Genomic DNA, 24844 nt, shown 5'->3' on the forward strand with positions numbered 1-24844 from the left:
TGTTAATCACAAAAGTTAACGTTAACATAACAGGAATGCGATCGCGATCAAATATTCATCGCCTGCGCCCGCGCCAGCGGTACGATAGAATATCGTATGATCCTTTTACATCAGTAACTTAGTAATACCCGCCGCCGACGGCAAGGGTGGAGCACTTAAATATGGCATCTCTGAAAGATGTGGCAAAGCTGGCGAATGTATCGCTGATGACGGTCTCCCGGGCGCTCAATAGCCCGGAAAGGCTCAAGCCGGAGACCCTGGCGCGCGTCCAGGCGGCAATCGAACAGACCAACTATGTCCCCGACCTGTCGGCGAAAAAAATCCGCGGCGCTCATGCGACGCCAAACACTATCGGAGTGCTGGCGCTGGATACCGTCACCACGCCATTTTCAGTAGAGATTACGCTCTCCATCGAAGAAACCGCGCGGGCGCACGGCTGGAACAGCTTCGTGGTCAATATGTTCTCTGATGATAGCCCGGAAACCATTGTCGACCTGCTGCTCTCCCATCGCCCGGATGGCATTATTTACACCACGATGGGCCTGCGTCAGGTGCCGCTTCCGGCCAAGCTGTTAACCCTCCCCTGCGTACTGGCCAACTGCGAAAGCCTGCACGATCCGGTCGCCAGCTATATTCCGGACGACGAACAGGGCCAGTATACGGCGGTACAGGCGCTGCTGGCCGCTGGCTATCGCCGCCCGCTGTGCCTGCATCTTCCGGCCAATCATCTGGCCACCGTCCGCCGCCGCGAGGGACTGGAGCGCGCCTGCCGGGAAGCGGGTATTGACCCCGATACGCTCGACCACAGCTATATGGCCTACGGCGATGAGCACTATCGCGATATTCCCGCCATCGTGCTGGCGCACATCGTTCGACAAACGCCGCAGTTCGATTCAGTGATTTGCGGCAACGACCGCATCGCGTTTATGGTTTATCAAACGCTGCTGGCGCAGGGGCTTCGCATTCCGCAGGATGTGGCGGTTGTGGGTTACGATAATATGGTGGGAATTGGCGATCTGTTTTTACCGCCGCTCTCAACGGTGCAGCTACCGCACTATGATATCGGGCGCCTGAGCGCCCTGCATATTATTAACGGCGACAGCCATCGGGAGACAGTTCGGGTTGCCAGCCCCTGGCTGCCGCGCGACTCATTATAATTAATTGCCGATATTGCGCAGTTTCTCGCCGGACATCAGCTTACGTTCAATATGTTCCAGAGTGACGTTTTTGGTTTCCGGGATCAGCCAGAAAGTCACGCCAATGAAGGCGACGTTCAGCGCGGTATAGAGCCAGAAGGTTCCCGCCGCGCCAATAGCATCCAACAGCGTCAGGAAGGTCGCGCCGATGATCATATTCGACACCCAGTTGGTGGTAGTGGAGCAGGTAATACCGAAATCGCGGCACTTCAGCGGCTGAATTTCCGAACACAGGATCCACACCACCGGCGCGGCGCTCATCGCATAGCCAGCGATGCACATCATGGTCATCCCCACCGACAGCCAGGAGAGGCCGCTGGAAGCGGTGCCGTTATCAAACTGCATCAGACAGTAGCCCAGCACCAGCGTGCCGATGGCCATCACGCTAAAGCCAATTTTCAGCGCCGGTTTACGTCCGGCCTTGTCGACGGTAAAGACGGCGATAAAGGTGGCGAACATAAAGGTCAGGCCTACCACCAGGGTCGCGACCATCTGCTGTTCCGTGGTGGTGAAACCCGCCATTTTAAAGATGCGCGGCGCGTAGTACATGATGATATTCATACCGGTAAACTGCTGCATCGCCTGCAACAGCATGCCGAGAAATACCGCCCGACGCACGTTGCGGTTGACCTTAAACAGCGCCCAGCCGCCCTGCTTCAGCTTCAGGCTTTCACGGATCTCATTCAGTTCGTCGCGGGCTTTCTCTGACGTGTCGCGCAGCATTCGCAGCACCTCTTCCGCTTCCACGTGACGCCCTTTTTCCGCCAGCCAGCGTGGGCTGTTTGGCAGGAAGATCACCAGGATAATCAGCACCACCGCAGGCAGCGCCAGCACGCCAAGCATGGCGCGCCAGTTGCCGCTGTAGCTAAACGCGGTATCTGAGAGAAACGCCATCACAATCCCGAGAGTCACCATCAGCTGATACATGCTAATCATCTTCCCGCGCACGTTTTCGCTCGCCATTTCCGACAGATACAGCGGCGCGGTATACGAGGCGATCCCCACGGCAACGCCGAGAACGATCCTCGCCACCAGCAGCATTTCAACGCTGGTCGCAAATGCGGAGCCCACGGAGCCGGCGACGAACAGCACCGCGCCAACCATCAGGCTGTATTTACGCCCGAGGCGGAAAGAGAGCCAGCCGTTGAATAACGCGCCAATAGCGGCTCCCAGCATCATGCTGCTCACCACCCACTCCTGCAGGCGGCTGGATAAAACGAAATGATCGGTGATAAAGGGCAGCGCCCCGGCGATGACCCCGATATCGAGGCCAAACAGCAGACCCGCCACCGCGGCGGCAATGGAGACAAACTGATTCATACGTCGGGTATCGCGCTGCGAACGCGGCATGGTTGTAGAGTCGTGACTGATAGAGGTCATTTTTTTCCTGCCAGACGAAGTAAGACATACGATGAAACTACGGGATCGGCGGCTTAAAGTGTCAGGCTGGACAAGCCAAAGATATGGATTAAGTTGCTACAGGCAGTGGTTTTGTGATGGACATTCAACTTTGCAAAGAACAGAAAATAAGCATTTCAATCGCAGAAACCCCTGGCATACATAGATGATCACCGGAAAAACAAATAACCCATATGGACTATTCTCATTCAACGATATGGACAATACTCATTAAGACATAAAAAAACCCTGCCGAAGCAGGGTTTCTCATTGCGCGGATATCGCGGCAAAAATTAGCGCGCCAGCCAGCCGCCGTCCACCGCCACGGTATAGCCGTTGACGTAGTCAGACGCGCTGGAAGCCAGGAATACCACCGGCCCCATCAGGTCGCTCGGCAGGCCCCAGCGTCCCGCCGGGATACGGTCGAGGATTTCGCTGCTGCGCTGTTCGTCAGCGCGCAGCTGCTGGGTATTGTTGGTCGCCATATAGCCGGGCGCCAGCGCGTTAACGTTGATGCCGTGCTTAGCCCACTCGTTCGCCAGCAGACGAGTCACGCCCATCACCGCGCTTTTGGACGCCGTGTAAGACGGTACGCGGATACCGCCCTGGAAAGAGAGCATGGAAGCGATATTGATAATCTTGCCGCCGGTGCCCTGGGCAATAAAGTGTTTCGCCGCTGCCTGAGACATAAAGAACACGCTCTTAATATTCAGGTTCATGACGTCGTCCCAGTTTTTCTCGCTGAATTCGATCGCGTCTTCGCGACGAATCAGACCGGCGTTGTTAACCAGAATGTCGATATGACCGAACTCAGCTACCGCGCGCTCCAGCAGCTGCGGGATGCCGTCAATCTGACGCAGGTCGGCGGTCAGGCTGAGAAAACGACGGCCCAGCGCCGTTACGCGCTCAATGGTTTCGGTCGGTTCAACAATATTGATACCGACGATGTCGCAGCCGGCTTCCGCCAGGCCGACCGCCATACCCTGGCCCAGACCGGTATCACAACCGCTCACAACGGCCACTTTGCCCTGCAGGGAGAATGCGTCAAGAATCATACTTGGTTCCTTAATCTTTCAGAGCCTGTGTAGGCACAGGCAAGGTTCTGATAGTTCAGCCTGCTGCTTACGCAGACCCTTATGGTTTGAAGAACTCTCAGGGATTTACCCTTCTAAAAATAAAACAGAGTTCCGTTTTACAGTGAGCACATCTTAGCCCCGGCTAAAGTCATTTTCAATTATTATTAAAACATCGTTTCAATTTTAAGACTGTTAAATGTTAAAAATGCAAAACAGATCACGAAGCGGTGATTGATAAACCGTGAAAACCCTATTTAACTCAATAAAATACAATTAGTTAGATAAACTTAAAAAAAAGACGAAGGATCGTAAAAAAACGGCAGGAAAACAAAGATCGTTCTGGCGAGAGCCAAAGCGGCGGCAAAAAAGTGCGATCCAGAGCAAATCGTTGTTGCGAATTGCGCCCGTCATCACAAATAATGAAACGATGTTTTGATAAATTAACACCCATCTTTTAAATCTACTTCCACTGGCCGGTCAACGCAGGCGGGCGATACCTCAGGAAGGAAAAGGAGTACATCATGGCTAAAGGCATGCGGGTTAAACTGAATTATGAAGTCAGCCGCGATCCGGACACTGGCGCGGAGATCACCCGTTTAACCCCACCGGAGGTGACATGTCATCGTAACTATTTTTATCAGAAGTGTTTTTTTAACGATGGCAGCCATTTGCTGTTTGCCGGCGAGTTCGACGGCAACTGGAACTACTATCTGCTGGATCTCGCCAAAGCCGAGGCGGTGCAGCTAACGGAAGGCGCCGGCGATAACACGTTTGGGGGCTTCCTTTCCCCGGATGATAAATCTCTTTATTACGTGAAGAACGACCGTACGCTGCTGGAGGTTAACCTCACCACCCTGCAAGAACGTGAAGTTTATCGCGTGGCCGATGACTGGGTGGGCTACGGCACCTGGGTGGCCAACAGCGATTGCACCAAACTGGTTGGCATTGAGATAGCCAAAAGCGACTGGACGCCGCTTAACGACTGGCAGATTTTCCACGATTTCTTCCACAAAGGCCCCCATTGCCGCCTGCTGCGCGTCGACCTGCAAACCGGCGAAAGCAGCGTGATCCACGAAGAGAAGAAATGGCTTGGCCATCCGATTTATCGTCCTTTCGATGACCATACCGTCGCCTTCTGCCATGAAGGGCCGCATGACCTGGTCGATGCGCGGATGTGGATGGTAAATGAAGACGGTAGCAACGTGCGTAAAGTTAAAGAGCATGCGGAAGGCGAAAGCTGCACCCATGAATTCTGGGTACCGAACGGCTCGGCGCTGGTGTACGTCTCATATCTGAAGGGGCAGCAGGGTCGCACGATCTATAGCTTCAACCCGGATACCGGCGTTAATGAAGCGGTAATGCAGATGCCGGCCTGTTCACATCTGATGAGTAACTTCGACGGCACGTTGCTGGTGGGCGATGGCTCCGGTACGCCGGTGGACGTCAAAGATACCAGCGGCTACACCATTGATAACGACCCGTATCTCTACGCTTTCGATGTCGCGAAGCAGGCTTATTTCCGCGTCGCGCGTCACGATACGTCATGGGCAACTGTGGCTAATAGCCGCCAGGTTACCCACCCGCACCCGTCCTTTACGCCGGACGACAGCGCCATTTTGTTCAGTTCCGATAAAGACGGTAAACCCGCCGTATATATCGCGAAACTGCCGCCGCAGCCCGAAATGCTGAAGGCATAGCGTTAGCCACTGTTTGAGTTAGTGTTTCTGTAACTGGCCTTGCCCTCCTTTTGGAGGGCTTTTTTATGCCCGGGCGTTTTCCCCAGATCGCGCTGCGCTTATCCGGGCTACATGACTGACCCTGCCCTCCTTTTGGAGGGATTTTTATGCCTGGCGTTTTCCCTGGATCGCGGTACCTGTCCCGGAGGCGGCGCAATGCGCCTGTCCGGGTTACATGATGTGCATATGGGGTAGCCCAGACAGGTGCGCAGCACCGCCTCCGGGAAGAGGAGTTAATACCAACAGAAAACCCCGGCTGACCGCTCCGGGGTAAACGATGAGGACATTTTTTAAGTTAGAACGAGTAGGCAACACCTACGCGGAAACGGGTCTGGCGATCGCTGCGATCGTTGACGCCGACGTTGCCGAGCTCACCGTACGGCGCCCAGTTTTTATCCAGCTTGTAGGCAACCTTGAGGTTGTACTCCTGAGAGTAAGGTTTATTGTCGTTGCGTTTAACCCCTTCGGTACTGCGCGCATAAACATAGTTCAGCTCGGCACGCCAGTCGCCGAACACGTAACCGGCCCACGCATCGCCACGGTTGACTTTATCATCCTCTTTTCCTGCATTCGCCGGGTAGCGGGTGTAGTCATAACGATAACGGGCGGCAACGTAGAAACCATTATCGAAGCTGTATTGCACGCGCAGATTCGGCTTGTAGATTGAGCGGCTATCGTTACTTTCAATATTGAACCCCGGCGTGACCGAGAAGTTCTTGTTAGCCTTCCACTGCCAGCTAATGCTCTCTTCATGACCATTACCGACGAAATCAGAATAAGGCTGGCTGGTGTTATCGCCGCCCGACTTCCACTTCGCCTCAACGGAGAAGCCAAAGCCGTTAGCGAAACGATGGGAGACGGAGACGCGGTCGGCGTTGGTCTTATCCGTTTTGCCTCCATCAATGAATTCGTGACGTAAATCTACCGTGACTGCCGAAGCTGCGAAAGACATGCCACAGAGTGCAGCAAGGGCCAGAGATCTTGCGAACATAAATTACCCCTCATAATTAAAATATCGTTTCGTTTTTATAAAACCGCATTTTATTTTTTAGGCAAAAATGTTTTAGTGATCGCGATCGTAATTATTTGTTTCAAAAAAGGTGGCACAAAAAGACGTGACAAAGCTCAACAAAATAGAGCGTTACAAAGGAATTTTCAGGAGGGAAATGCCTGGCGGTAAAAACAAAAAAGCCTCCATCGGGAGGCTCAGTTTACTCACATCAGAAAGGGCTTATTAACGTTCAACCGCCAGGGCCACGCCCTGACCGCCGCCGATGCACAGCGTAGCCAGCCCTTTGCGGGCATCGCGTTTAATCATCTCGTGCACCAGTGAAACCAGAATACGGCAGCCGGAAGCGCCAATGGGGTGGCCCAGCGCAATCGCGCCGCCGTTCACGTTCACCCGCCGCTCGTCCCATTCCAGAACCCTGCCGACCGAAATAGCCTGAGCGGCAAAAGCCTCGTTGGCTTCGATAAGATCGACCTCATCCAGCTTCCAGCCCGCACGTTCCAGGCAGCGACGGGTGGCATGGACCGGCGCGATGCCCATCAACGCCGGATCGACGCCAACGCTGGCGAAGGCGCGGATGCGCGCCAGAATCGGCAGCCCCAGCTCCTCTGCTTTGGCTTCGCTCATCATCATTACCGCCGCCGCGCCATCGTTAATGCTTGAGGCATTCCCTGCGGTGACCGAGCCCTGCAGGTCAAAGGTCGGAAGCAGGCTGGCGAGCGCTTCAGCGCTGGGGTCAACGCGCGGTTGTTCATCGGTGTCCACCAGGCGGAGGGTACCGTTGAGTTCACTGGCTACCGGCACGATTTCATCGCGAAAACGACCGGAGTCAATCGCCCGCCGCGCTTTATGCTGCGAGCTGAGCGCCCAGGCGTCCTGTAGTTCACGGCTAATGTTGTACTCGCGCGCCAGATTCTCCGCCGTCACCCCCATATGATAATCATTGAACGCATCCCACAGGCCGTCGTGGACGAGGCTATCGATAAGCTGACTATTGCCCAACTGCGCGCCGGTACGGCTGTCGGTCAGCACGTGCGGAGCGCGGCTCATATTCTCCTGCCCGCCGGCGATAACCACGTCCGCTTCGCCGCACTGAATCGCCTGCGTGGCCAGGTGCAGCGCCTTGAGCCCGGAACCGCATACATCGTTAATGGTAATGGCAGAAACGGTATTGGGCAGCCCGCCGCGGATTGCCGACTGGCGCGCAGGATTCTGGCCGGTGCCCGCAGTCAGTACCTGGCCGAGGATCACTTCATCTATACTCTGGGGATCGACGCCGCTGCGCTCAACTAACGCCTTGACGACCACGCTGCCCAGCTCTACCGCGGAATGACGCGATAACGTGCCCTGAAAACAGCCGATGGGCGTTCGCAACGCGCCGACAATTACGACATCTTTCATCCTCTACCTCTGCTCCGCCTCTGCGCAAAGAAACAGCATCATAGTAGTGAATTGTTATCAAAAAATTTCGCAATTGTTTAAAAAAAGTGAGGAGAATCACAAAGATTGTGGGCGATTTTAGCGCTTGCGGCTGGCGACAACGCCATTGTTACGCATCGTGCAGGCATTGTTGGCAGGTGGCGCCTTACCTGCCTGACGAAAAGCAGCCCCGCGCAATCAATATCGGGCCAGCTAGCGGCACCGAAGCCCCGCAAGGTATCGGCCGCCGGGCGATGCGAAAATAATGGGCGCTATTCACGCCGATGCCCCTGCAGATGCTGACGCAGCCAGCTTCCCGCCTCTCCCGGAGGCGCCTTTTTATTCCACAGCAAATCGGTCGATATCACCCGCGGCCAACCGGCAATGTCCAGCGCCACCAGACTGCCGCTACCGGCAAACTCCTCCACCAGCGCGCTGGGCAAAATACACCATCCCAGCCCCTGAGCCGCCATGCTGAACAGCAGAAGATAGTTAGGCGCCGACCATACCAGCCCGCGTGCCGGTTCCGTCGTGTTTTCCAGATAGGTGCTCAGTCGCAGCTCGCGCCAGCTAAACAGCTCGTCACGGGTCACCCTGCCCTGGGCCGCCAGCGGATGCCGGGGAGCCACGTAAATAGCCATTTCGGTTTGCATCGGCAGCCGGATGCTGCCGATTTCTGTCGGGTAGTTATCTCTGGCCTCAATCAGCCCCACCTGCGCCCGCTCCTTTTGTAGCAGGTCGATAACATCGTCATCTTCGCCAATCAGGCACTCAAATTCGGTATGCGGAAAATGGCGATCGAACTGCGCCAGCAGATCTTCCAGCACATCGGGATGCAGCGTATCGGAGAGCACAAAGGTCAGACGCGCTTCCGTCTTACCGGACAGCGAAATTGCCAGCTCATCAAGCCTGTCGCTGGCCGCCAGAATCGCTTTCACGTAGCTGAGCACCTGCTCGCCCTGCGGCGTCAGCGCGGGCTGTCTGGCGGTACGATCGAACAACGTCACACCTAGATCGGCTTCCAGGTTGGCGATCGCGGTGCTGATGGTGGACTGGCTTTTGCGCAGCCGCCGCGCCGCGGCAGAAAATGAACCGCAGGCGACGGCTTCGACGAAAGCGGTAAGGGCTTCGGGAGAATAGCGCATGAACTATCTACTTTATCGATGGATACTATCTTTTGTTTATCACATTTATCCATAAAATGCCGGATATTTCCTTATAATGTTTGGAGGCAACGAGCCATGCAACAACGACATGTTCAGCGCAAAACACTGACGGAACGGGTTATCCACGCTATCAGCTTTGAAGGTCTGGCGACGCTGATCCTCGCCCCTACCGCCGCGTGGCTTATGCAGCGCTCGGTCGTGGAAATGGGCGGACTGAGTATCCTGCTCGCCACGCTGGCGATGGTCTGGAACATTATCTATAACGCCCTATTCGACCGCCTGTGGCCGACCTCCCGGGTCGTGCGGAACCTGCGGGTCCGCGCGCTGCACGCTCTCGGCTTCGAGTCAGGCTTTATTATAATTGGCGTCACCATGGTCGCGCTGGTACTGGGCGTCTCGCTGATGCAGGCGTTTATGCTGGAAATTGGCTTTATGCTGTTTTTCCTTCCCTACACCATGGCGTTTAACTGGGTCTGGGATATGCTGCGCGAACGCGTCATAAAGGTTCGCCAGCAGCGAATCGCCGCCCGCCAGTAATTTTTGCAACGCGCCCGGCCGGTAACGGGCGCTCCGCGGCTTCACTTCTTCGCCAGAAACTATCGCCCCAGCTCATCCATAAATGTGATAAATTGCACTCCTTTTTGTTCGTTTTCTGGTTGATAAAGTCGCATAATGTCTAAAATTTGGTCTAAAGAAGAAACTCTGTGGAGTTTCGCCTTATATGGCACTGCTGTAGGCGCTGGCACGTTATTCTTGCCGATCCAACTGGGATCCGCTGGCGCCATCGTTCTGTTCATCACCGCGCTGGTCGCCTGGCCGCTGACCTACTGGCCGCATAAAGCGCTGAGCCAGTTCATTCTTTCCGCTAACATCGCTCCGGGCGCGGGGATCACCGGCGCCGTTAATCACTATTACGGTAAAAAGATCGGCAGCCTGATCACCGGTCTCTATTTCCTCGCCTTTTTCGTGGTCGTGCTGATTTACGCCGTCGCCATCACCAACTCGCTTGCGGAACAGCTTGCCAGACACGTGCCCATCACTTCGCAAATACGCGCGCTTCTCAGTCTGGGCGTGGTGCTGGTGCTGAATCTGATCTTTTTAATGGGCCGCCACGTCACGATTAAAGTCATGGGCTTTTTGGTCTTTCCGCTGATCGCCTGTTTCCTGTTTCTCTCCATCTATTTAATGGGCAGTTGGCAGCCAGCCTACCTGACCAGCCAGATGCAGCTGTCTTCGCACACGTTCCACCAAATCTGGATCTCTATTCCCGTGATGGTTTTCGCTTTTAGCCATACGCCGATCATTTCGACTTTTGCTATCGATCAGCAGGAGAAATACGGCGAGCAGGCCATGGGTAAATGCAAAAAAATCATGAAGGTGGCCTACACCCTCATCTGCGCCAGCGTGCTGTTTTTCGTCTTCAGCTGCCTGCTGTCGATACCGGCCACCTATATTCAAACCGCGCGTGATGAAGGGGTCACGATTCTTTCCGCGCTGTCGATGATGCCGGGTTCACCGGCGTGGCTGGCGGTCACCGGGATTATTGTGGCGGTGGTAGCGATGTCGAAATCGTTCCTCGGCACCTATTTTGGCGTGATTGAAGGCGCCAGCGAAATGGTCAAAACCGCTCTCGCCCAGGCGGGGATTCGTAAAAGCCGCGCCTTCAATCGGGCGATGTCGATCCTGCTGGTCTCGACGCTGACCTTCGCGGTGTGCTTTATCAATCCCAACGCCATCTCAATGATTTATGCGATCAGCGGCCCGCTTATTGCGATGATCCTGTTCATCATGCCCACCCTGTCCACGTATCTTATTCCGGCGCTGAAGCCTTACCGTTCAGTGGGTAACTTCATCACCCTGGTGGTCGGTTTGCTCTGCGTATCGGTGATGTTTTTTAGCTAGTCCCTGACGTGCGGCTAATTCTTTATTCGCCGCACGTTCTGCCAATATTCTCATCCCACCACTCTCCCTGACGGCATACACTTATCCTTTGCATACAATGAAAGCGAGGATGGCTATGTCCAGCGTAAAATTATCCGGTACCGCGACGTTAGGCGATCGTCAGGTTTATCGCCTGGGATACGGGGCGATGCAGCTTGCGGGACCCGGCGTCTTCGGTCCGCCAAAAGATCCGCAAACCGCTATCCGCGTCCTGCAGGAAGCGGTCGAGTCGGGAGTTAATCATATCGATACCTCCGATTTTTACGGCCCCCACATCACTAATCAGCTTATTCGCCAGGCGCTGCATCCCTACCCCGACGATCTGTGTATCGTGACCAAAGTCAGCGCCCGCCGGGACGATAAAGGCAACTGGCTACCCGCCATGTCGCCCGCGGAGCTCACTCAGGCGGTAGAAGATAATCTGCGCAATCTGGGTCTCGACGTGCTGGAGGTAGTGAATCTGCGCAGTATGCTCGGCACTCACGGCCCGGTTGAGGGGTCGCTGGAAGGGCCTTTAACCACCCTGCTGGAGCTGAAAGAACGCGGACTGATTCGCCATATCGGACTGAGTAACGTCACCGCCAGACAGGTAAGCGATGCGCAAAAAATGACGCCTGTCGCCTGCGTTCAGAACCAGTACAACGTAGCAAACCGTCAGGATGACCCGCTTATCGACGAGCTGGCGGCGCAGAATATCGTCTGGGTCCCTTTTTTCCCGCTGGGCGGCTTTACCCCGCTCCAGGCCCGGGAGCTTAATGAAGTTGCCGCTTCGCTGGATGCCACGCCGATGCAGGTAGCGCTGGCCTGGCTGCTCCAGCGCTCGCCAAATATTCTGCTTATTCCGGGCACCTCTTCGCTACAGCACCTGCACGAAAATCTTGCCGCCGCGGAATTAACCCTTCCGGCCGATGCGTTAGCCATTCTGGATAACCTCCAGCCTCACGCCTGATTCTCAGGCTTCTGCCAATGGATATTCGCAGAAGCCTGCTCCTCAATATTTGCCTGGAATTACCTTTACGCCACTGGCACTATACATCCTACAATTAGGTGTTATCTGCATTATTCCTTCACGGATAACCCCTATGCAAAGCATAGCTTTATCCTTTTCCGACTGGCCTCCTAAATGGAGGCTTCTGTCGTTTTTGTCTCGCCAAAATTTTTGAACTCTTGATTACAGGAAAAACAATATCGCATTCAAAGTTTATACAAATCAATTTAGCTGCAAAGATAGCTAACAACATCAAACGCTCATAAAAACATCTGGTTAACACAATCAGAATGTTTGTATTGCCATATAAAAAATCAACCACACAATAACAATTTACAAGGATTTCACATGACAGAGGGAACGATAAAGACGAGTAAGTATGAAATCATTGCTATTTTCAGGGAAGAGCTTCGAAAGCAGGCGGAGATAGAAGTTTTTGTTAATAACAAAAGCACGATAACCCAGCTGACGCGGGTGGATTTTGCCGAGTTTCATATCACCACCACCTGCAAAATCCCCGCCGGGCATAAAGTTAAATTTATTCTGCATAGCGATTCAGGGAAAATCGAATTTTGCTCTACGCTAAAGAAAATCTATGCCAGCAGCGAAGGGAAAGGCAATAAAGTCGCGTTTACCCTGCCTGAATGTATCCAGGTGGTCCAGCGCCGCCGCGATCCCCGATTCCGTCTGCGCCACGAGCATGAATTCTTCTGTCACGGCAGGCACAAAAATGGAGAAAATTATCTTTTCGAAATCAAAGACATTTCGGATGGCGGCTGCGCGCTGATGACCCAAAGCCCTAATCTGAAATTCCTCAGCCATAACGCCATTCTCAAGAATGCGATCCTCGCCCTCGCCGAATATGGCGAAGTTACCGTAGATTTAGTCATAAAAAACGTTGTCATGGTGACTTTAGATGATAACGAGAAGCCGGACAGCTACTACCAGATTTCTTGTCAGTTTAAATTTCGTAACCTCGATAACAAGAAGAGAATTGAGAAAGTGCTGCTCGACTTGATTATGGAAGCCAAAAGAAAAAAGAGAGTCTGAACCCTTGGACAGTATATTACTCTACACTGATGACAATATCATTGGACAAGCCATTCACGATTATATGATCGATCGCGCCAGGCGCATCACGACCCTGAACTTTCAGGATATTGTCAAAGGTATCTGCGCCCCACCGACCGCGACGGTCATTATCAATATCATTCACAAAGATATCTCTGCGGCCACCACGGTCGCATTACTCAACACCTTACGAAAGCGCCTGACGCACTGTGCGCTGCTGGTGCTGATTGTAAAAAGCGAGCTCTCCAGCCTGTTTCGGGAACTGATTGACATGGACAACCTTTTGATTCTTACAGAAAAATCTTCTTTATCAGACTATTCAGCTATCCTCAGCAAACCCTTGACCGCCGAAGGCTGCCAGGCGTTATGCACCCAACGCAGGCTGACCGCCAGGGAGCTTCAGGTACTGGAGTTAATCATCGCCTGCAACAACAGCAAACGAATCGCAGCGCTCCTTGATATTGACCACAAAACGGTACACAGCCACCGGGTACATATTATGAAAAAATTGGGAATGAATAGCTCACGAATAATGCATAAAAGCATAGTCAATATGTATCACTGCTGAAACTAAAAATATGTGGGTGACCAATCAAAGCCGATCATTTATTGGCAATCAGCCTTTAATAATCATTCCCATTGGCAGAAAGGTCACCTATAATAATATTACCCTCTCCTGACCTCTGAACCCATTTTGACGAGAGATAATGAACGCAACTCTGTTTACCAGCCATAATCTATCACGTAGCGATATATCCGTGCGTTATGTCTTTCAAAAGATGTTTTCCCCAAAAGGCACGCTTGTCGCCGTTGAATGCCTGAGTCGTTTTGACCGCCTGGCGATATCTCCGGAAAACTTCTTCCGCTATGCCAATACCGGTTTACGTGAAAGCATTTTTATGGAACAGCTGGCGCTTATCGAAAAACATAAACAGTGGTTTAATAAAAACGGCATCTCGGCAACCATCAATGTTGATGACCATATTCTTAGCGTATTGCTAAGGCCGGAGATTAAAACGCTGGTCGACCATATCGGCTGCGTTCATTTTGAAGTTACCGAGAACTCCAACAAATTATTGAATAATGCTCTCGCCGCCTGGAATGATCCGCAAAGCACCACGCTCTGGCTCGATGATTTCGGTTCAGGCAACGCGGGTATCAGCGCTATTTGCGGTTATCACTTTGATTATGTCAAAATCGATAAAGATTTTTTCTGGCATTTAATGCATAAAGAGTTTGGTCGGCCATTAATGGATGCGCTGGTCACGTTCCTTTCCCGTAACCACCATAACGTGATTATTGAGGGCGTAGAAAGCGAAGCGCATAAGAAATGGTTACAGGGTATGGAGTGGTTTGCTATTCAGGGCCATTACTGGCAGGAAGTCAGCATTGAACAACTGATCCAGGAAGAGGTCGCGGTTTAAAAAAATGCCGGAAAAATTCCGGCATCAATATTATCCCTTGGGCCATCCCACCGGCGACTCAATTATAAACCAGCTCCCAGGTCGCCCAGCTGGTCAACGGACCACTGGTGGCTTTTTCCGGCGCTGGCGTCACGTAGCCAATGTAATAAGTAAAGACGCCGCCATCTACCGCCTTTTCTACCAGCGGTACGCGGTTTTGTTGGGGATCGGCCGGAACAATTTTATTGCTTTTATCCAACGTATTATTGTCGTTGGTTGAGAGCGCGAGGAAAATATGGCTGGCCCCGTCCGCTCGCGTATTCGCCAGATAACCGGCATTTTCATTGCTGACCGCCTTGACCATATATCCATCAACCCAGCGTACGCTGACCAGGCGGATCTCATCTTTATCGGCCGCGCCGCCGTCGTACCGTAGCTGGCAGTTAGAGAGTTCCAGGGTAAAGGGCTGCGGTTTCATAAATGCGCCGGCGCCGCGATCGTGTACTTCCGCCAGACTGACCGGCGCCAGCCAGACGCTGCCGCTCCCCGCGTTGTGACCGCCGTTGAGCGCCACGCTACAGGAAATATCGGTCACTCGTCCGGCAAAATCCACCCGCCCGCGATCGTAATTGGTTTCGAAACCCCACGCCGTTGAGGCCATCAGCGCCCCGCTTATCAGGGTCAGCTGAATGAGTCGTTTGCTAATTTTGAATCGTGCTGCATCACTCATACCCGCCTCCCGAATTAATCGTACGTCAGGTTAAAGATCATGTGCGACTCCACCTCACCGGTACTGGTGGTCGGCGCATATTGATAGAAACGCGCATGCAGAGGCAGGGTGATATAGCGGGTCTCCTGCGTGCGCAGCGTACCGACGCTGTACTTTTTGTTGAACTCCAGCGGCACGCCATCTTTCAAAACCTGAATACCAATCCCTTTCGCCAGCGAGCTACCGGATTTTTCATTCAGCAGCGCGCCTCGGGCGTTCGTGGTGCCGGTCGCCAGCGTACCGGAAAAAGAGGTCTGGATATTGGCATACCCCGACTCGCTTAATCCGCCGCTGCACTGCAGCTCAATATTAAAATCCTTACCTCCGGCGGTAGTGCCGACGCCGTTAAGATCGCTGCGCTTAATGGTGCCAACATCAACGTTCATATTTTTGCCGCTCAGGATAGTGCATGAGGGCGACACCACGGTGATCGCGTTGGCGCTCAGGTACGTCACCAGAATCGGGTTGTTACCGTTCTCCCAGTCATAAGAGGTATATTTCCCCGCCGCCAGAGTACCGCTCCCGGTCACGCTGGCAGTTTTAATCACTTCCAGCGTAAAGCGTGAGCCTTCCAGCGAGTAATTCGTGGTCCTGCTGGCGTAGCTCGAGTAAACATCCGGGTAGATAATATTCACCGTCGCCCCGCCGCGGCTAAAGCGCAGGCCGATACCGGGCACGTTGGTAGAGTAAATTTTATTTCCCAGATCCGTCGCGCCGGTGGAAACGATTTTGGCCGCAAAGCGGTTATTGCCGCTGCTGCAGCTATAGCTGGCCCCGCCCGGCGCCGACATAGTCCAGTTACGGGAAACGATCACCGATCCTACCGGCAGGTCCGGTGGAACCACCACCCTCCCCACCACCATGTCGAGGTTAACGGTCGGCTGCGACAGACGCGTACAGTACGCCCATGCCGACGTGGTTCCCATCGCCATTAAGCCAATAAAAAGCGTCAGTTTTTTCATTAGCGACATAGCGTTTCCTTTGTTTTTTGCTGACTTAACTCTACCGAACACTGTCCACCGCTCCATTTGACCGTAGCCTGCGGCGCGCTGGCGTCGCTGATAAACATCATGCTGCCCTGGCCCACCACGCCAATCTCTTTCCCGGATGGGGCATATATCGTGGCGGCGAACGGTAACGGCAGGCCGTTTGCCTGGCGCGCCTGCAGAGTGATGTTGTTCTGCACCGTGGTATCGAAAGAGACCTTAACCACGCTCCCTTCCCACGGCACGACCTGCGCCACGGTACTGCCGAAGGCAACATCGTCGCTGCTGCCTTTGGGATCAATTTCAACCGAGTTAATCCGGTAAGGCCGCAGATACGGCAGGATGGCATAGCCGTTGCTGTCGATGCGGGTCCCCGGCGAACCGGGCAACATCGCGCCTGCGGCATCTTTTGCTTCAATCAGCGCCATCGTGGTGCCGCTTTCCGGCGAGAACACGACGCCATGCCGATGAGCAATTAGCGTTCCGCTGGCGCCCACGCCGCTCTGGCGATACCCTTCGCCCTGGCTATAGCTGCCGTTCAGCGTGGTCCACGGGGTACGGTAGCTGCCGTTCAGCGCCACGTCGTGCTGGCCGCCGGTCGAGGTCGTTGTCGACACGCCGTAGTTGAGGTTATTTTCGCTATCCAGCGAACCGTTGACCCCAATCTGCGAGCTGGCGAAGCGCGAGTTATTAAACGAGGTGTTTGACGTCAGGTTAGCCGTACGGTTTTCGCCGAACCACAGCGGGTAGCTAAAGTTGAGTGAAACGCGATCGTCACGACGGTGGCCGGAGCTATCCGGGGTATAGACGCGCTGGGCGCTGACCGACCACGAGAGCCGACCGTACATATTGTTGTAACTAAATTGATACTGCTTCTCCGTTCCCGAACGGTTCCAGTAATCCGCCACCCGACCGCTAAGGTAAAAACCGCCCCAGCCGTCCGGCAGGTTCTGGTTAACGGTAAACGTCATCCCGTTTTTCTGCCGCCATACGGTGTAGCTGCTGCGGTGGTTCTTTTCCTGATCGACGGCGTACAGCGCGTCGTTCAGGTTGTAGTAGCCTTTGGTGGAGTAGCGATACGCCGCCAGCACGATACTGGTCTGGGTTTCGGTAAACATACGGTTAAAGGTGGCGCGATAGCTCTGCCCCTGCTCATCAAGGGTATCGCTCTTCAGCCGCGAGTGGGTAACGTCGAAGGAGAGCGCGCCGATGCCGGTATTCATCCCGGTTCCCAGCAGGAAGGCCTGATAGTCATCAAAGCCGGTGACGCCGGTATAGCCGGTGAACAGGTTATTCAAACCGTGCTGAAAGGTTCCCTGGTAAAGCATCGGTTTATTACGCAGGGAACTATCGTCGACCTTACCGGCAGAAAGCGCATAGCGGGTCATTCCCGGACGCAGCAGCTGCGCCACTGAGGCGTAAGGTACGCTGAACACCTCAACCGAACCGTCGGCCTCTTTTACCGATACTTCAAGATCGCTACCGTAGCCGGAAGGATAGACATCCTGCAGGGTAAACGGCCCCGGCGGTACCGTGGTCTGATAGATAATATTGCTGCCCTGGCGCACCGTCACCAGGGCATTGCTTTGCGCTACGCCGCGAATTTCGGGAGCGTAAGAGCGCATGCCGTCCGGGAACATATTGTCATCGGTTGCCAGGTTGACCCCGCGCAGGCCAATCGTGTCGAAGAACTCGCCGCTGGTAAAAATCTGCCCGCCGCTGACTATCGAATTAATCTGCGGAACAGGACGCTGCAGCCAGGTCTGGTTGCTGTTCCAGTGAGCTTTCCCCTGCTGCTGCTGCCAGTTCAGGTTACCGATATGCTTGAGCAGCCAGCCGTCCCACGACAGGCCCGCGTTAACGCCAAGGTACGCGCTGCTGTTATCAGAGCCGTTGTTCGACGACGTGTGGCTATTCCAGGCGTTCGCCATCCAGCCTAAATTCAGCGCCGCAACGCCTTTATCCCAGAATTCCGGGCTGACAAAGTTTTTCAGGCGCTGATCTTCATAGATTTGCGGTACGGAAATATCCAGTCGCAGAGAGGACTGAATCAGCGTGTCTTTAACATTATCTTCGTTACGCCACTCCTGCAGGCGTCCGCAGAATCCCTCTTTTTCGCTGAGCTGCGGGTTAAACTTTTCCGGCGAGATCCCGTACTGCATCAGCATCGCTTTGGTGTAGCAGACGCCCATTTTGCCATCTTTACCGGCAGTGATTTTCAGGTCGTAGCGCCCTTTCCATTCGCCGTTGGTATACACATCGAGGGAATAGACGCCCTCGCTGATAGCGCTGGTCGAGAAGCGCGACAGGTCGACCTTTTCGCGACTACCGACGATAAAACCATCGTTAAACTGATAGACCGTTCCCGGGTTTTCCTGTCCGCTGGAAAATGGCGGAAAGCAGCACAGCGCAACCGCAATCGTCGTGCTTAATCTTCCCGGGCAGATTGACCTCTGCTTCATGATCGTTTCCCTTATTTGACGGTAACTTTCACTGCGACGTCTGCGCCATAATCATTAATATTGTTAACGGTCAGGGTCTCACCTTTGCTCACCGTAGAAGAGAGGGCGATGGTCTGACTGGACTGCGGGGCAAGCATGACCGTTTTGCTATTCAGCGCTTTGCCGCCGTTACGGGAGATACGGCTTACGGTGATATAAAAGGGTGTTGGATTACCGATCGACAGGCTGCTGCCGTTAGCGGAGAGCGCTAATTTGTCTGCCGCCGCGTCGCGATTGCCTAAACCGGCAGGACGATAAATAAACTTAAAGCGCGAACGAATCGCCAGCTGCAGAATATTCTGTCCTTCATTTTTCTGGCTGGCCTCGACCGGCGGTATTTCCAGAAGGTTCAGCCACCATAGCGTCTCTTTATCTTTAGCCAGTCCCGCATTGCTGCCGAGCTTAATACGCAGGGTCTGGCCGCTTTTCGCATCAACGCGGGAAATAGGCGGCGTGATAATAAATGGTGTGGTAATGGTATCCGGCGTCGCATCGGCATTACCGTTGTCCAGCCAGGCCTGCGCCAGCGCCGGACGGTCGGCGGTGTTAGAGAGCTGCACCGTTATTTCTTTTTCATTTCCTGGGTAAATAAAACGGGTGCCGTTAACAATAATATTGTTGGCATGGGCCGCAAAACTAAAAATGAAACAGAAAAAAAGGGCAATACGCTTCATGCTGACCTCAGAATAAAAAATAAGCGGCAGCAGTGGCCGCTTTATTATTGTTGTATACCCTGAATAATTCGAATTGCAGAAAGGCGGCAAGTGCGTGACAAATGCGTTCCCGACGAATTTGACCAGCCGAAGGCTGGCCTTCGCTGAGAGGCAGGAGCCTCTCATTAATCCCCGGGAGCTTACTCCAGTAAGTGACTGGGATGAGCGAGCGTCGCCAGCGCCTGTGCTATTCGAAATATTACGGATATAAACCGCCCCGGCACGAGGCGGCTTTATCTCTCAGTCGATATTACTGATAAGTAATTTCGTAAGTCGCGTAGCTGTTAACCACACCGGTGGTGACAGTCGTCGGGGTGCTGGTAGCGTAGCCAACGTAGTAAGTGAAGCGCGCGCCGTCCTGAACGGCAGAAGCATCACCGGTCGCTTTAGGCTGGGTGGCATCACCCGGGATGATTTTGTTGGTCAGCGCGGTCGCGTTGTCGGTGGACAGAACCAGCTGGATATTCTGCGCGCCAGCGGCTTCGGTGTTCGCCAGGTAGCCCTGCTGCTTAGCAGTAGCGCCGGCCAGCAGGTTACCGCCAGTCCAGTTCACGCCCAGTTTGCTCACATCGTCCTGTTTGGTACCGTCAGCGGCCTGGCAGTCAGACACATCGATAGTGAAAGATTTCGGTTTCAGATAGGTATCCGCAGCGGCGGCTTTAACTTCAGTTAAAGTCACCGGTGACAGATAAACGTTTGCATCGCTGCCCTGGCCATTTACGGAAACAGTACAAGATACATCGGTAACTTTACCGAAGAAATTAACCTGACCGCCGCCTACATTGGTATCAGCAGCATTTGCTGCAGCCATACCAAAAAACGCAGTCGCCATTGCAGCAGAGAGAAGAACCTTTTTCATTGCCATTTCCTTGTCAGAGTGAATTAAGTATCGATGAGCAAACAGTTAATTCGCACAAAAGTCAGAAGCGATTTGCGATGCTCACTTGTGCAACTGTTAATAGAAACTTCGACTGACCGGAAGCCGCAATATTTAAGGCGTCAGGAACGAATTCTAATAAAGAAATCGTCAAGGCTGTCGGCGTCAAAGAATGCTATTTTTCGCTGACAAATATACATATGTTCACGAGCTGTTAATCAATGTAACAGATAGCTGACAACTATTAATAATTCAGGATTGATAGCAAGAAACAAAGTTATTGTTATTTACACGGAAGGGGAAAAGACGATATGGAATTAACAATATAGCAACCTATATTGGCATAAAAACTATTTCCCCCCTGTCAGAACACTCTTAATCGCTCGCTGATCGGGTATTTTTCGCCAGCTGAAAATGCTGATGTAGCGCTCGCCATCCTGCTGACGTAATCGTCACTTCGCGGAATCCCGGGGTAGTGGTAAACCAGCCTTTCTGCAGACCGTGCTGCAGCAGCGCCGCGCCTGCCGCCCCCCCGAGATGAAAGCGACGTTCGCTCCAGTCAAGGCAGCCGCAGCACGCTTTGCGCCGGGAGCTGCTCTTCGTCATTATCCCCAGGCGCGCAAACTGCGCTTCGCCGACGGGCGTCAGAGCAGTACCATCAGGCGCTATCCACGCTTCGCGCAGCAGAAAATCATACAGTGATACCGCCACTTCGCCGGCCAGATGATCGTAACAGGTACGCGCGACGCGTAAATTAACCGGCGTTGCGGTGGACAGCGCCACCGCACGCTTGCCAGCCATGGTCATCATATTTTCCAGCAATCCGGCAACATCGCTACCGGCGAGGCGGTAGTAGCGATGGCGGCCCTGGGCAAGACACATCAGCAAACCGCTGCTGACCAGCCGGCTAAGATGCGCGCTGGCGGTGGAGGGGGAAATGTCGGCCACGGTGGAAAGCTCGGTAGCCGTCCACGCCCGGCCATCCATCAAGGCGCAAAGTATCTTCAACCGCGAGGCATCCGCCATTGCCGACGCCACTGCCGCCATCGCCAGGGCCAGCGATTCATCGTCTTCAATCCGCTCAACAGGTTTTAACATAGCGCCTCGCTTATTTTCCCAACGGCAAACTGCCGCCATATTACGTTAATCGGCATGTTGAGAACGATATTCGCGCAGCACCCGGGCAACCCGAATTTGATAGCAGGCGAAGATGCTCTCCCGTCCCTCTTTCTGCGCAGCCTGATGGCAAAGGTTGCGCCTCCACGCCAGTACCGCATCCTCATCCCGCCACCAGGAGAGCGACAGAATTTTGCCTGCCGCAGTCAGGCTTTGAAAACGCTCAATGGCAATAAAACCGTCAATATCGCTCAGCAGCGGCTTCAGCTCCGCCGCCAGCGTTAAGTAGCGCTCCTGGCTCGCCGGGGTAACCTCAGCTTCAAAGAGTACTGCAATCATACCGTCGTCCTCACGCAATCAGTGTGAAGGCCAGGATATCTTCTTTGCCGGGCTCAATGCTTCGCTGATGGGCGAAGTATGATGGCTTTTATTGCGCGAAAAACGCCCTACATATTCACAAAAGCAATATTTAATAACCTGAAGAAAGCTAATCGCGCCTCTTTTGAAACTATTTTCTAAGGCCTGAAACAGGTCTCAAAAGAGAGCATCCATATGTTTTTATTGAAAATAAAAAAACAAAATCAGGTAATTCATCATCACACTGTCACAAAAGTGTGATCTAAATCGCACTTTTTGCAACTCGCGTTATAGTTAGCAGACTTATTATAAGTCCATCGAAAGCAACCACGCTTTCCACCATAAAAGTTAAAAGGATAAACACCATGAAAAACGTAAAATTACTTGCCGCTGCCGGTATGCTGTCTCTGGTCTCTTTTGCTAGCTTCGCTCAGCCTGTTAGCGTAACCGCAGATACTCTGGACAACGCCGAAGCCAAAATCGCTGCCATTGCTAAAGACCAGGGTGAGTCTTACCACATTACCGAAGCTTATACCGGTAACCAGGTACATATGACCGCCGAGCTGTCTAAATAACCGAATGGTTGCAGAGGGAGCTGCCGGACAGGTCGCCTGAAGGCGGCTGGTCTGGCTCCCGCCACATAATAAGCACCCAGCAATGTCGAGCCCCTTGATGGGGCTTTTTTTGTTTCTGGCGAACAGTGAACCCGCAGCCAAGTTTGTGGGCTCATCGCCGTCTGCGGTGCGGTAGCCCGGACAGATGCGCAGCATCGCCTCCGGGAAATTTGGCCACTCTGCACGCTACTCCCGGGGGCGGCGCTTGACGCGCCTTGCCCGGGCTACAGGTTCATCGCCGCCTGCGAGCCGGTAACCCCACCATTCACCGCCGCCTGCAGGTCTGGTAGCCCGGACAGATGCGCAGCATCGCCTCCGGGAAATTTGACCGCTCTGCACGCTGCCCCCGGGGGCGGCGCTTGACGCGCCTTGCCCGGGCTACAGGTTCATCGCCGTCTGCGAGCCGGTAACCCCACTATTCACCGCCGCCTGCAGGTCTGGTCGCCCGGACAGATGCGCAGCATCGCCTCCGGGATTTACCGACCCGCTACAGCTCTCTTATTCGATAATGCGCGCTGAATTGACAGAACGCTGAATAGCACAATCACCAATCCCGCCAGCGCCAGCCCCTCAATTTTTTGTCCGAGGAAAACCCAGCCTAATAGTACCGCTGTCACCGGACTCAGCAGGCTCATTGCCGATACCGCTACCGGAGAAAGACGGCCAATACCGCGGAACCAGAGGCCATATGCGAGCATTGCCCCGGCAACGCACAGCCACAAATAACCCGCCGCCTGAGTCAGCGTTACCTGATGCAGCGGCGGATCGACCAATAACGCAATCGGCGCCAGTACAATACCGCCAATCAGCAGCTGCCAGCCTGTCAGGGCAATAACCGGCAAGGCGATCGCCCAGCGCCGCGACAGCCAGGTCCCAAGCGCCATACTCATCGCCCCCAGAAACGCCGCGCCGATCCCTAACGGATCGAGCGTCATTTGCGGCGATAGCAGCAACATAGCCATTCCCACGATCCCCGTCATTGCTGATAGCACCGCGAGCCAGGGCGATCGCTGACGATCGACGCACCATGCCAGCAGCATCACCAGCAGCGGCTGGATAGCGCCAATCACCGCCGCCAGTCCGCCCGGCAGCCGATAAGCGGCAATAAACAGCAGCGCCTGGAACGCGCCGATATTCAGGATCCCGGTGACAATCAGTTTCCACCACTCGCCGCGCAGCGGGAGGCGGCGGCTCCAGATCAGCAGGGCGATCCCGGCCGGCAGCACCCGCAGCAGCGCGGCGATAAACGGTCTATCGGGCGGCAGGAACTGCGAGGTGACAATATAGGTGCTGCCCCAGATGGCGGGCGCCAGCGCGGTTAAGAATAGATCTACAACAAGGTTGCGCGAAACAAAGGCCATGATTTTATCTTCATATCAAGGTAAATTATGGCCTAAGTATGTATCGATATTTATCTTGATATCAAGACAAGTGGGCATTAATGGACAAATCACCGCAGACCGACGCCGTGGATCGCATTCTTGAACAGTGGAAACGGGAACGCCCCGATCTCGATTGCACTCCAATGGGACCGTTCGGTCGTCTGAAGCGCTGCGCGCTGCTGCTGGAACCGCGTATTGAAGCGGCTTTTCTTCGCCATGATTTAGTGCGCTGGGAGTTTGACATGCTGGCGACTTTGCGACGAGCGGGCGATCCGTTCGTGCTGTCACCAACCCAGCTCTTTTCAACGTTAATGATCACCTCCGGCACCATGACCCATCGTCTTAAAGCGCTGGAAAAACGAGGGTTTATTCGCCGACTGCCAAACCCGGACGATGCGCGCAGCATGCTGGTCGCGCTGACGCCTGAGGGGCGGAAGTTAATCGACAGGGCGGTAGAGAGCCACGTGGAAAATGAGCGGCAGCTGCTGGATGGCCTTTCTGCGGGGCAGCGCCAGCAGCTTGATGAAGCGCTGACGGTGTTTATGCGTCTGCTGGAAAAAGAGTAATACCACTCTGCTTTAACAGGGTGCTCATACTGCTGCCGGCTCACCTTTGATGAAGCATCACCGTTATTTCCCCGGAGGCGATGCTACGCATCTGTCCGGGCTACCGGCCCGCAGATAGCAATAAACCTGGGTATCTGTCCGGCCTACCGGATCGCAGACGGCGATGAACCTGTAGCCCGGGCAAGGCGCGTGAGCGCCGCCCCCGGGGCAGCGTGCAAAACGGCTGAATTTCCCCGGAGACGATGCTGCGTATCTGTCCGGGCTACCGACTACCGGCCCGCAGATGGCAATGAACCTGGGTATCTGTCCGGCCTACCGGATCGCAGACGGCAATGAACCTGTAGCCCGGGCAAGGCGCGTTGAGCGCCGCCCCCGGGGCTGCATGCAGAACGGCTGAATTTCCCCGGAGACGATGCTGCGTATCTGTCCGGGCTACCGACTACCGGCCCGCAGATGGCAATGAACCTGGGTATCTGTCCGGCCTACCGGATCGCAGACGGCAATGAACCTGTAGCCCGGGCAAGGCGCGTTGAGCGCCGCCCCCGGGGCTGCATGCAGAA

23 protein-coding genes are annotated in these 24844 nt (G+C 54.2%); 10 read left to right on the forward strand and 13 right to left on the reverse strand.

All coding sequences use genetic code 11. The features are described from left to right. The first annotated feature begins 161 nt into the window (after positions 1 to 161). On the forward strand, positions 162 to 1157 hold the full coding sequence (locus tag ABLV11_RS10220) for a LacI family DNA-binding transcriptional regulator (protein WP_004105314.1): 996 nt from the start codon (positions 162 to 164) through the stop codon (positions 1155 to 1157). On the opposite strand, the gene ABLV11_RS10225 is transcribed toward ABLV11_RS10220, so the two are convergent. Then, a complete protein-coding gene (locus ABLV11_RS10225) occupies positions 1158 to 2576 on the reverse strand; it encodes a sugar porter family MFS transporter (protein WP_004105316.1) in 1419 nt (472 codons plus the stop codon). Between the two features lie 311 nt (positions 2577 to 2887). Further along, on the reverse strand, positions 2888 to 3649 hold the full coding sequence (kduD, locus tag ABLV11_RS10230; protein ID WP_004105319.1) for a 2-dehydro-3-deoxy-D-gluconate 5-dehydrogenase KduD: 762 nt from the start codon (positions 3647 to 3649) through the stop codon (positions 2888 to 2890). A 542-nt stretch (positions 3650 to 4191) separates the two neighbouring features. On the opposite strand from kduD, the gene ABLV11_RS10235 reads away from it, so the two are divergent. Further along, positions 4192 to 5367, forward strand: a complete 1176-nt coding sequence (locus ABLV11_RS10235; RefSeq protein ID WP_004105320.1) for an oligogalacturonate lyase family protein — start codon at positions 4192 to 4194, stop codon at positions 5365 to 5367. Between the two features lie 334 nt (positions 5368 to 5701). On the opposite strand, the gene ABLV11_RS10240 is transcribed toward ABLV11_RS10235, so the two are convergent. From ABLV11_RS10240 to ABLV11_RS10250, 3 genes are all read right to left on the reverse strand, one after another. After that, on the reverse strand, positions 5702 to 6397 hold the full coding sequence (locus ABLV11_RS10240) for a porin (RefSeq protein ID WP_004105324.1): 696 nt from the start codon (positions 6395 to 6397) through the stop codon (positions 5702 to 5704). 243 nt (positions 6398 to 6640) lie between these two features. After that, positions 6641 to 7816 (reverse strand): acetyl-CoA C-acetyltransferase, encoded by a 1176-nt coding sequence (locus tag ABLV11_RS10245; RefSeq protein WP_016808901.1) that lies wholly within the window; start codon positions 7814 to 7816, stop codon positions 6641 to 6643. A gap of 290 nt (positions 7817 to 8106) precedes the next feature. Then, positions 8107 to 8979 (reverse strand): LysR family transcriptional regulator, encoded by an 873-nt coding sequence (locus tag ABLV11_RS10250; RefSeq protein ID WP_004105330.1) that lies wholly within the window; start codon positions 8977 to 8979, stop codon positions 8107 to 8109. Positions 8980 to 9075: 96 nt separating this feature from the next. On the opposite strand from ABLV11_RS10250, the gene ABLV11_RS10255 reads away from it, so the two are divergent. The 6 genes from ABLV11_RS10255 to ABLV11_RS10280 all read left to right on the forward strand — a co-directional run bounded on the left by ABLV11_RS10255 (position 9076) and on the right by ABLV11_RS10280 (position 14424). After that, the gene (locus tag ABLV11_RS10255; RefSeq protein ID WP_032729031.1) at positions 9076 to 9537 is read left to right on the forward strand and encodes a multidrug/biocide efflux PACE transporter; all 462 of its coding nucleotides are present in this window, start codon (positions 9076 to 9078) and stop codon (positions 9535 to 9537) included. Between the two features lie 135 nt (positions 9538 to 9672). Further along, complete coding sequence (locus ABLV11_RS10260) at positions 9673 to 10902, forward strand: amino acid permease (protein WP_004105334.1); 1230 nt, start codon at positions 9673 to 9675, stop codon at positions 10900 to 10902. Between the two features lie 115 nt (positions 10903 to 11017). After that, positions 11018 to 11890, forward strand: a complete 873-nt coding sequence (locus tag ABLV11_RS10265; RefSeq protein ID WP_024274661.1) for an aldo/keto reductase family oxidoreductase — start codon at positions 11018 to 11020, stop codon at positions 11888 to 11890. 387 nt (positions 11891 to 12277) lie between these two features. After that, a complete protein-coding gene (locus tag ABLV11_RS10270; protein WP_004105340.1) occupies positions 12278 to 12979 on the forward strand; it encodes a hypothetical protein in 702 nt (233 codons plus the stop codon). Between the two features lie 4 nt (positions 12980 to 12983). Beyond that, positions 12984 to 13568, forward strand: a complete 585-nt coding sequence (locus ABLV11_RS10275) for a helix-turn-helix transcriptional regulator (RefSeq protein ID WP_126489519.1) — start codon at positions 12984 to 12986, stop codon at positions 13566 to 13568. Between the two features lie 139 nt (positions 13569 to 13707). Beyond that, positions 13708 to 14424, forward strand: coding sequence for an EAL domain-containing protein (locus ABLV11_RS10280; RefSeq protein ID WP_049128247.1), 717 nt, complete (start codon positions 13708 to 13710; stop codon positions 14422 to 14424). A gap of 58 nt (positions 14425 to 14482) precedes the next feature. Here ABLV11_RS10280 and ABLV11_RS10285 read toward each other — a convergent pair whose 3' ends face one another. The 7 genes from ABLV11_RS10285 to ABLV11_RS10315 all read right to left on the reverse strand — a co-directional run bounded on the left by ABLV11_RS10285 (position 14483) and on the right by ABLV11_RS10315 (position 21704). Then, complete coding sequence (locus tag ABLV11_RS10285; RefSeq protein ID WP_004115158.1) at positions 14483 to 15133, reverse strand: type 1 fimbrial protein; 651 nt, start codon at positions 15131 to 15133, stop codon at positions 14483 to 14485. Positions 15134 to 15147: 14 nt separating this feature from the next. Further along, a complete protein-coding gene (locus ABLV11_RS10290; protein WP_004105348.1) occupies positions 15148 to 16143 on the reverse strand; it encodes a fimbrial protein in 996 nt (331 codons plus the stop codon). Next, entirely contained in the window at positions 16134 to 18620 is a 2487-nt protein-coding gene (locus tag ABLV11_RS10295) for a fimbria/pilus outer membrane usher protein (protein WP_004115165.1), read from the reverse strand. Before ABLV11_RS10295 ends, ABLV11_RS10290 begins: the two co-directional genes overlap by 10 nt. Positions 18621 to 18631: 11 nt before the next feature. Beyond that, the gene (locus ABLV11_RS10300; RefSeq protein WP_105889127.1) at positions 18632 to 19333 is read right to left on the reverse strand and encodes a molecular chaperone; all 702 of its coding nucleotides are present in this window, start codon (positions 19331 to 19333) and stop codon (positions 18632 to 18634) included. Between the two features lie 289 nt (positions 19334 to 19622). Beyond that, positions 19623 to 20231, reverse strand: coding sequence for a type 3 fimbria major subunit MrkA (gene mrkA, locus ABLV11_RS10305; protein ID WP_004105354.1), 609 nt, complete (start codon positions 20229 to 20231; stop codon positions 19623 to 19625). Positions 20232 to 20624: 393 nt separating this feature from the next. Next, a complete protein-coding gene (locus tag ABLV11_RS10310; RefSeq protein WP_105889128.1) occupies positions 20625 to 21347 on the reverse strand; it encodes a winged helix-turn-helix domain-containing protein in 723 nt (240 codons plus the stop codon). A gap of 45 nt (positions 21348 to 21392) precedes the next feature. Further along, positions 21393 to 21704, reverse strand: coding sequence for an antibiotic biosynthesis monooxygenase (locus ABLV11_RS10315; protein ID WP_004115172.1), 312 nt, complete (start codon positions 21702 to 21704; stop codon positions 21393 to 21395). A 383-nt stretch (positions 21705 to 22087) separates the two neighbouring features. Here ABLV11_RS10315 and ABLV11_RS10320 point away from each other — a divergent pair, with 383 nt between their 5' ends. Further along, positions 22088 to 22297, forward strand: coding sequence for a YdgH/BhsA/McbA-like domain containing protein (locus ABLV11_RS10320; RefSeq protein ID WP_004105360.1), 210 nt, complete (start codon positions 22088 to 22090; stop codon positions 22295 to 22297). A 515-nt stretch (positions 22298 to 22812) separates the two neighbouring features. Here the strand turns inward: ABLV11_RS10320 and ABLV11_RS10325 are convergent. Beyond that, positions 22813 to 23697, reverse strand: a complete 885-nt coding sequence (locus ABLV11_RS10325; protein ID WP_004105362.1) for an EamA family transporter — start codon at positions 23695 to 23697, stop codon at positions 22813 to 22815. Between the two features lie 80 nt (positions 23698 to 23777). On the opposite strand from ABLV11_RS10325, the gene ABLV11_RS10330 reads away from it, so the two are divergent. Continuing rightward, the gene (locus tag ABLV11_RS10330) at positions 23778 to 24284 is read left to right on the forward strand and encodes a MarR family transcriptional regulator (protein WP_004105364.1); all 507 of its coding nucleotides are present in this window, start codon (positions 23778 to 23780) and stop codon (positions 24282 to 24284) included. Positions 24285 to 24844: the final 560 nt, after the last annotated feature.

It is taken from the genome of Klebsiella sp. GW_Kp181 (genome assembly GCF_040062315.1).
GTDB lineage: Bacteria > Pseudomonadota > Gammaproteobacteria > Enterobacterales > Enterobacteriaceae > Klebsiella > Klebsiella oxytoca.

What these genes read in the sequence shown, in the direction of transcription:
- kduD (WP_004105319.1), bottom strand. Translation starts at nt 3,649, where the DNA reads ATGATTCTTGACGCATTCTCCCTGCAGGGCAAAGTGGCCGTTGTGAGC.
- ABLV11_RS10250 (WP_004105330.1), bottom strand. Translation starts at nt 8,979, where the DNA reads ATGCGCTATTCTCCCGAAGCCCTTACCGCTTTCGTCGAAGCCGTCGCC.
- ABLV11_RS10285 (WP_004115158.1), bottom strand. Translation starts at nt 15,133, where the DNA reads ATGAGTGATGCAGCACGATTCAAAATTAGCAAACGACTCATTCAGCTG.
- ABLV11_RS10255 (WP_032729031.1), top strand. Translation starts at nt 9,076, where the DNA reads ATGCAACAACGACATGTTCAGCGCAAAACACTGACGGAACGGGTTATC.
- ABLV11_RS10300 (WP_105889127.1), bottom strand. Translation starts at nt 19,333, where the DNA reads ATGAAGCGTATTGCCCTTTTTTTCTGTTTCATTTTTAGTTTTGCGGCC.
- ABLV11_RS10320 (WP_004105360.1), top strand. Translation starts at nt 22,088, where the DNA reads ATGAAAAACGTAAAATTACTTGCCGCTGCCGGTATGCTGTCTCTGGTC.
- ABLV11_RS10315 (WP_004115172.1), bottom strand. Translation starts at nt 21,704, where the DNA reads ATGATTGCAGTACTCTTTGAAGCTGAGGTTACCCCGGCGAGCCAGGAG.
- ABLV11_RS10225 (WP_004105316.1), bottom strand. Translation starts at nt 2,576, where the DNA reads ATGACCTCTATCAGTCACGACTCTACAACCATGCCGCGTTCGCAGCGC.
- ABLV11_RS10240 (WP_004105324.1), bottom strand. Translation starts at nt 6,397, where the DNA reads ATGTTCGCAAGATCTCTGGCCCTTGCTGCACTCTGTGGCATGTCTTTC.
- ABLV11_RS10310 (WP_105889128.1), bottom strand. Translation starts at nt 21,347, where the DNA reads ATGTTAAAACCTGTTGAGCGGATTGAAGACGATGAATCGCTGGCCCTG.
- ABLV11_RS10280 (WP_049128247.1), top strand. Translation starts at nt 13,708, where the DNA reads ATGAACGCAACTCTGTTTACCAGCCATAATCTATCACGTAGCGATATA.
- ABLV11_RS10260 (WP_004105334.1), top strand. Translation starts at nt 9,673, where the DNA reads ATGTCTAAAATTTGGTCTAAAGAAGAAACTCTGTGGAGTTTCGCCTTA.
- mrkA (WP_004105354.1), bottom strand. Translation starts at nt 20,231, where the DNA reads ATGAAAAAGGTTCTTCTCTCTGCTGCAATGGCGACTGCGTTTTTTGGT.
- ABLV11_RS10245 (WP_016808901.1), bottom strand. Translation starts at nt 7,816, where the DNA reads ATGAAAGATGTCGTAATTGTCGGCGCGTTGCGAACGCCCATCGGCTGT.
- ABLV11_RS10330 (WP_004105364.1), top strand. Translation starts at nt 23,778, where the DNA reads ATGGACAAATCACCGCAGACCGACGCCGTGGATCGCATTCTTGAACAG.
- ABLV11_RS10290 (WP_004105348.1), bottom strand. Translation starts at nt 16,143, where the DNA reads ATGTCGCTAATGAAAAAACTGACGCTTTTTATTGGCTTAATGGCGATG.
- ABLV11_RS10235 (WP_004105320.1), top strand. Translation starts at nt 4,192, where the DNA reads ATGGCTAAAGGCATGCGGGTTAAACTGAATTATGAAGTCAGCCGCGAT.
- ABLV11_RS10270 (WP_004105340.1), top strand. Translation starts at nt 12,278, where the DNA reads ATGACAGAGGGAACGATAAAGACGAGTAAGTATGAAATCATTGCTATT.
- ABLV11_RS10325 (WP_004105362.1), bottom strand. Translation starts at nt 23,697, where the DNA reads ATGGCCTTTGTTTCGCGCAACCTTGTTGTAGATCTATTCTTAACCGCG.
- ABLV11_RS10295 (WP_004115165.1), bottom strand. Translation starts at nt 18,620, where the DNA reads ATGAAGCAGAGGTCAATCTGCCCGGGAAGATTAAGCACGACGATTGCG.
- ABLV11_RS10265 (WP_024274661.1), top strand. Translation starts at nt 11,018, where the DNA reads ATGTCCAGCGTAAAATTATCCGGTACCGCGACGTTAGGCGATCGTCAG.
- ABLV11_RS10220 (WP_004105314.1), top strand. Translation starts at nt 162, where the DNA reads ATGGCATCTCTGAAAGATGTGGCAAAGCTGGCGAATGTATCGCTGATG.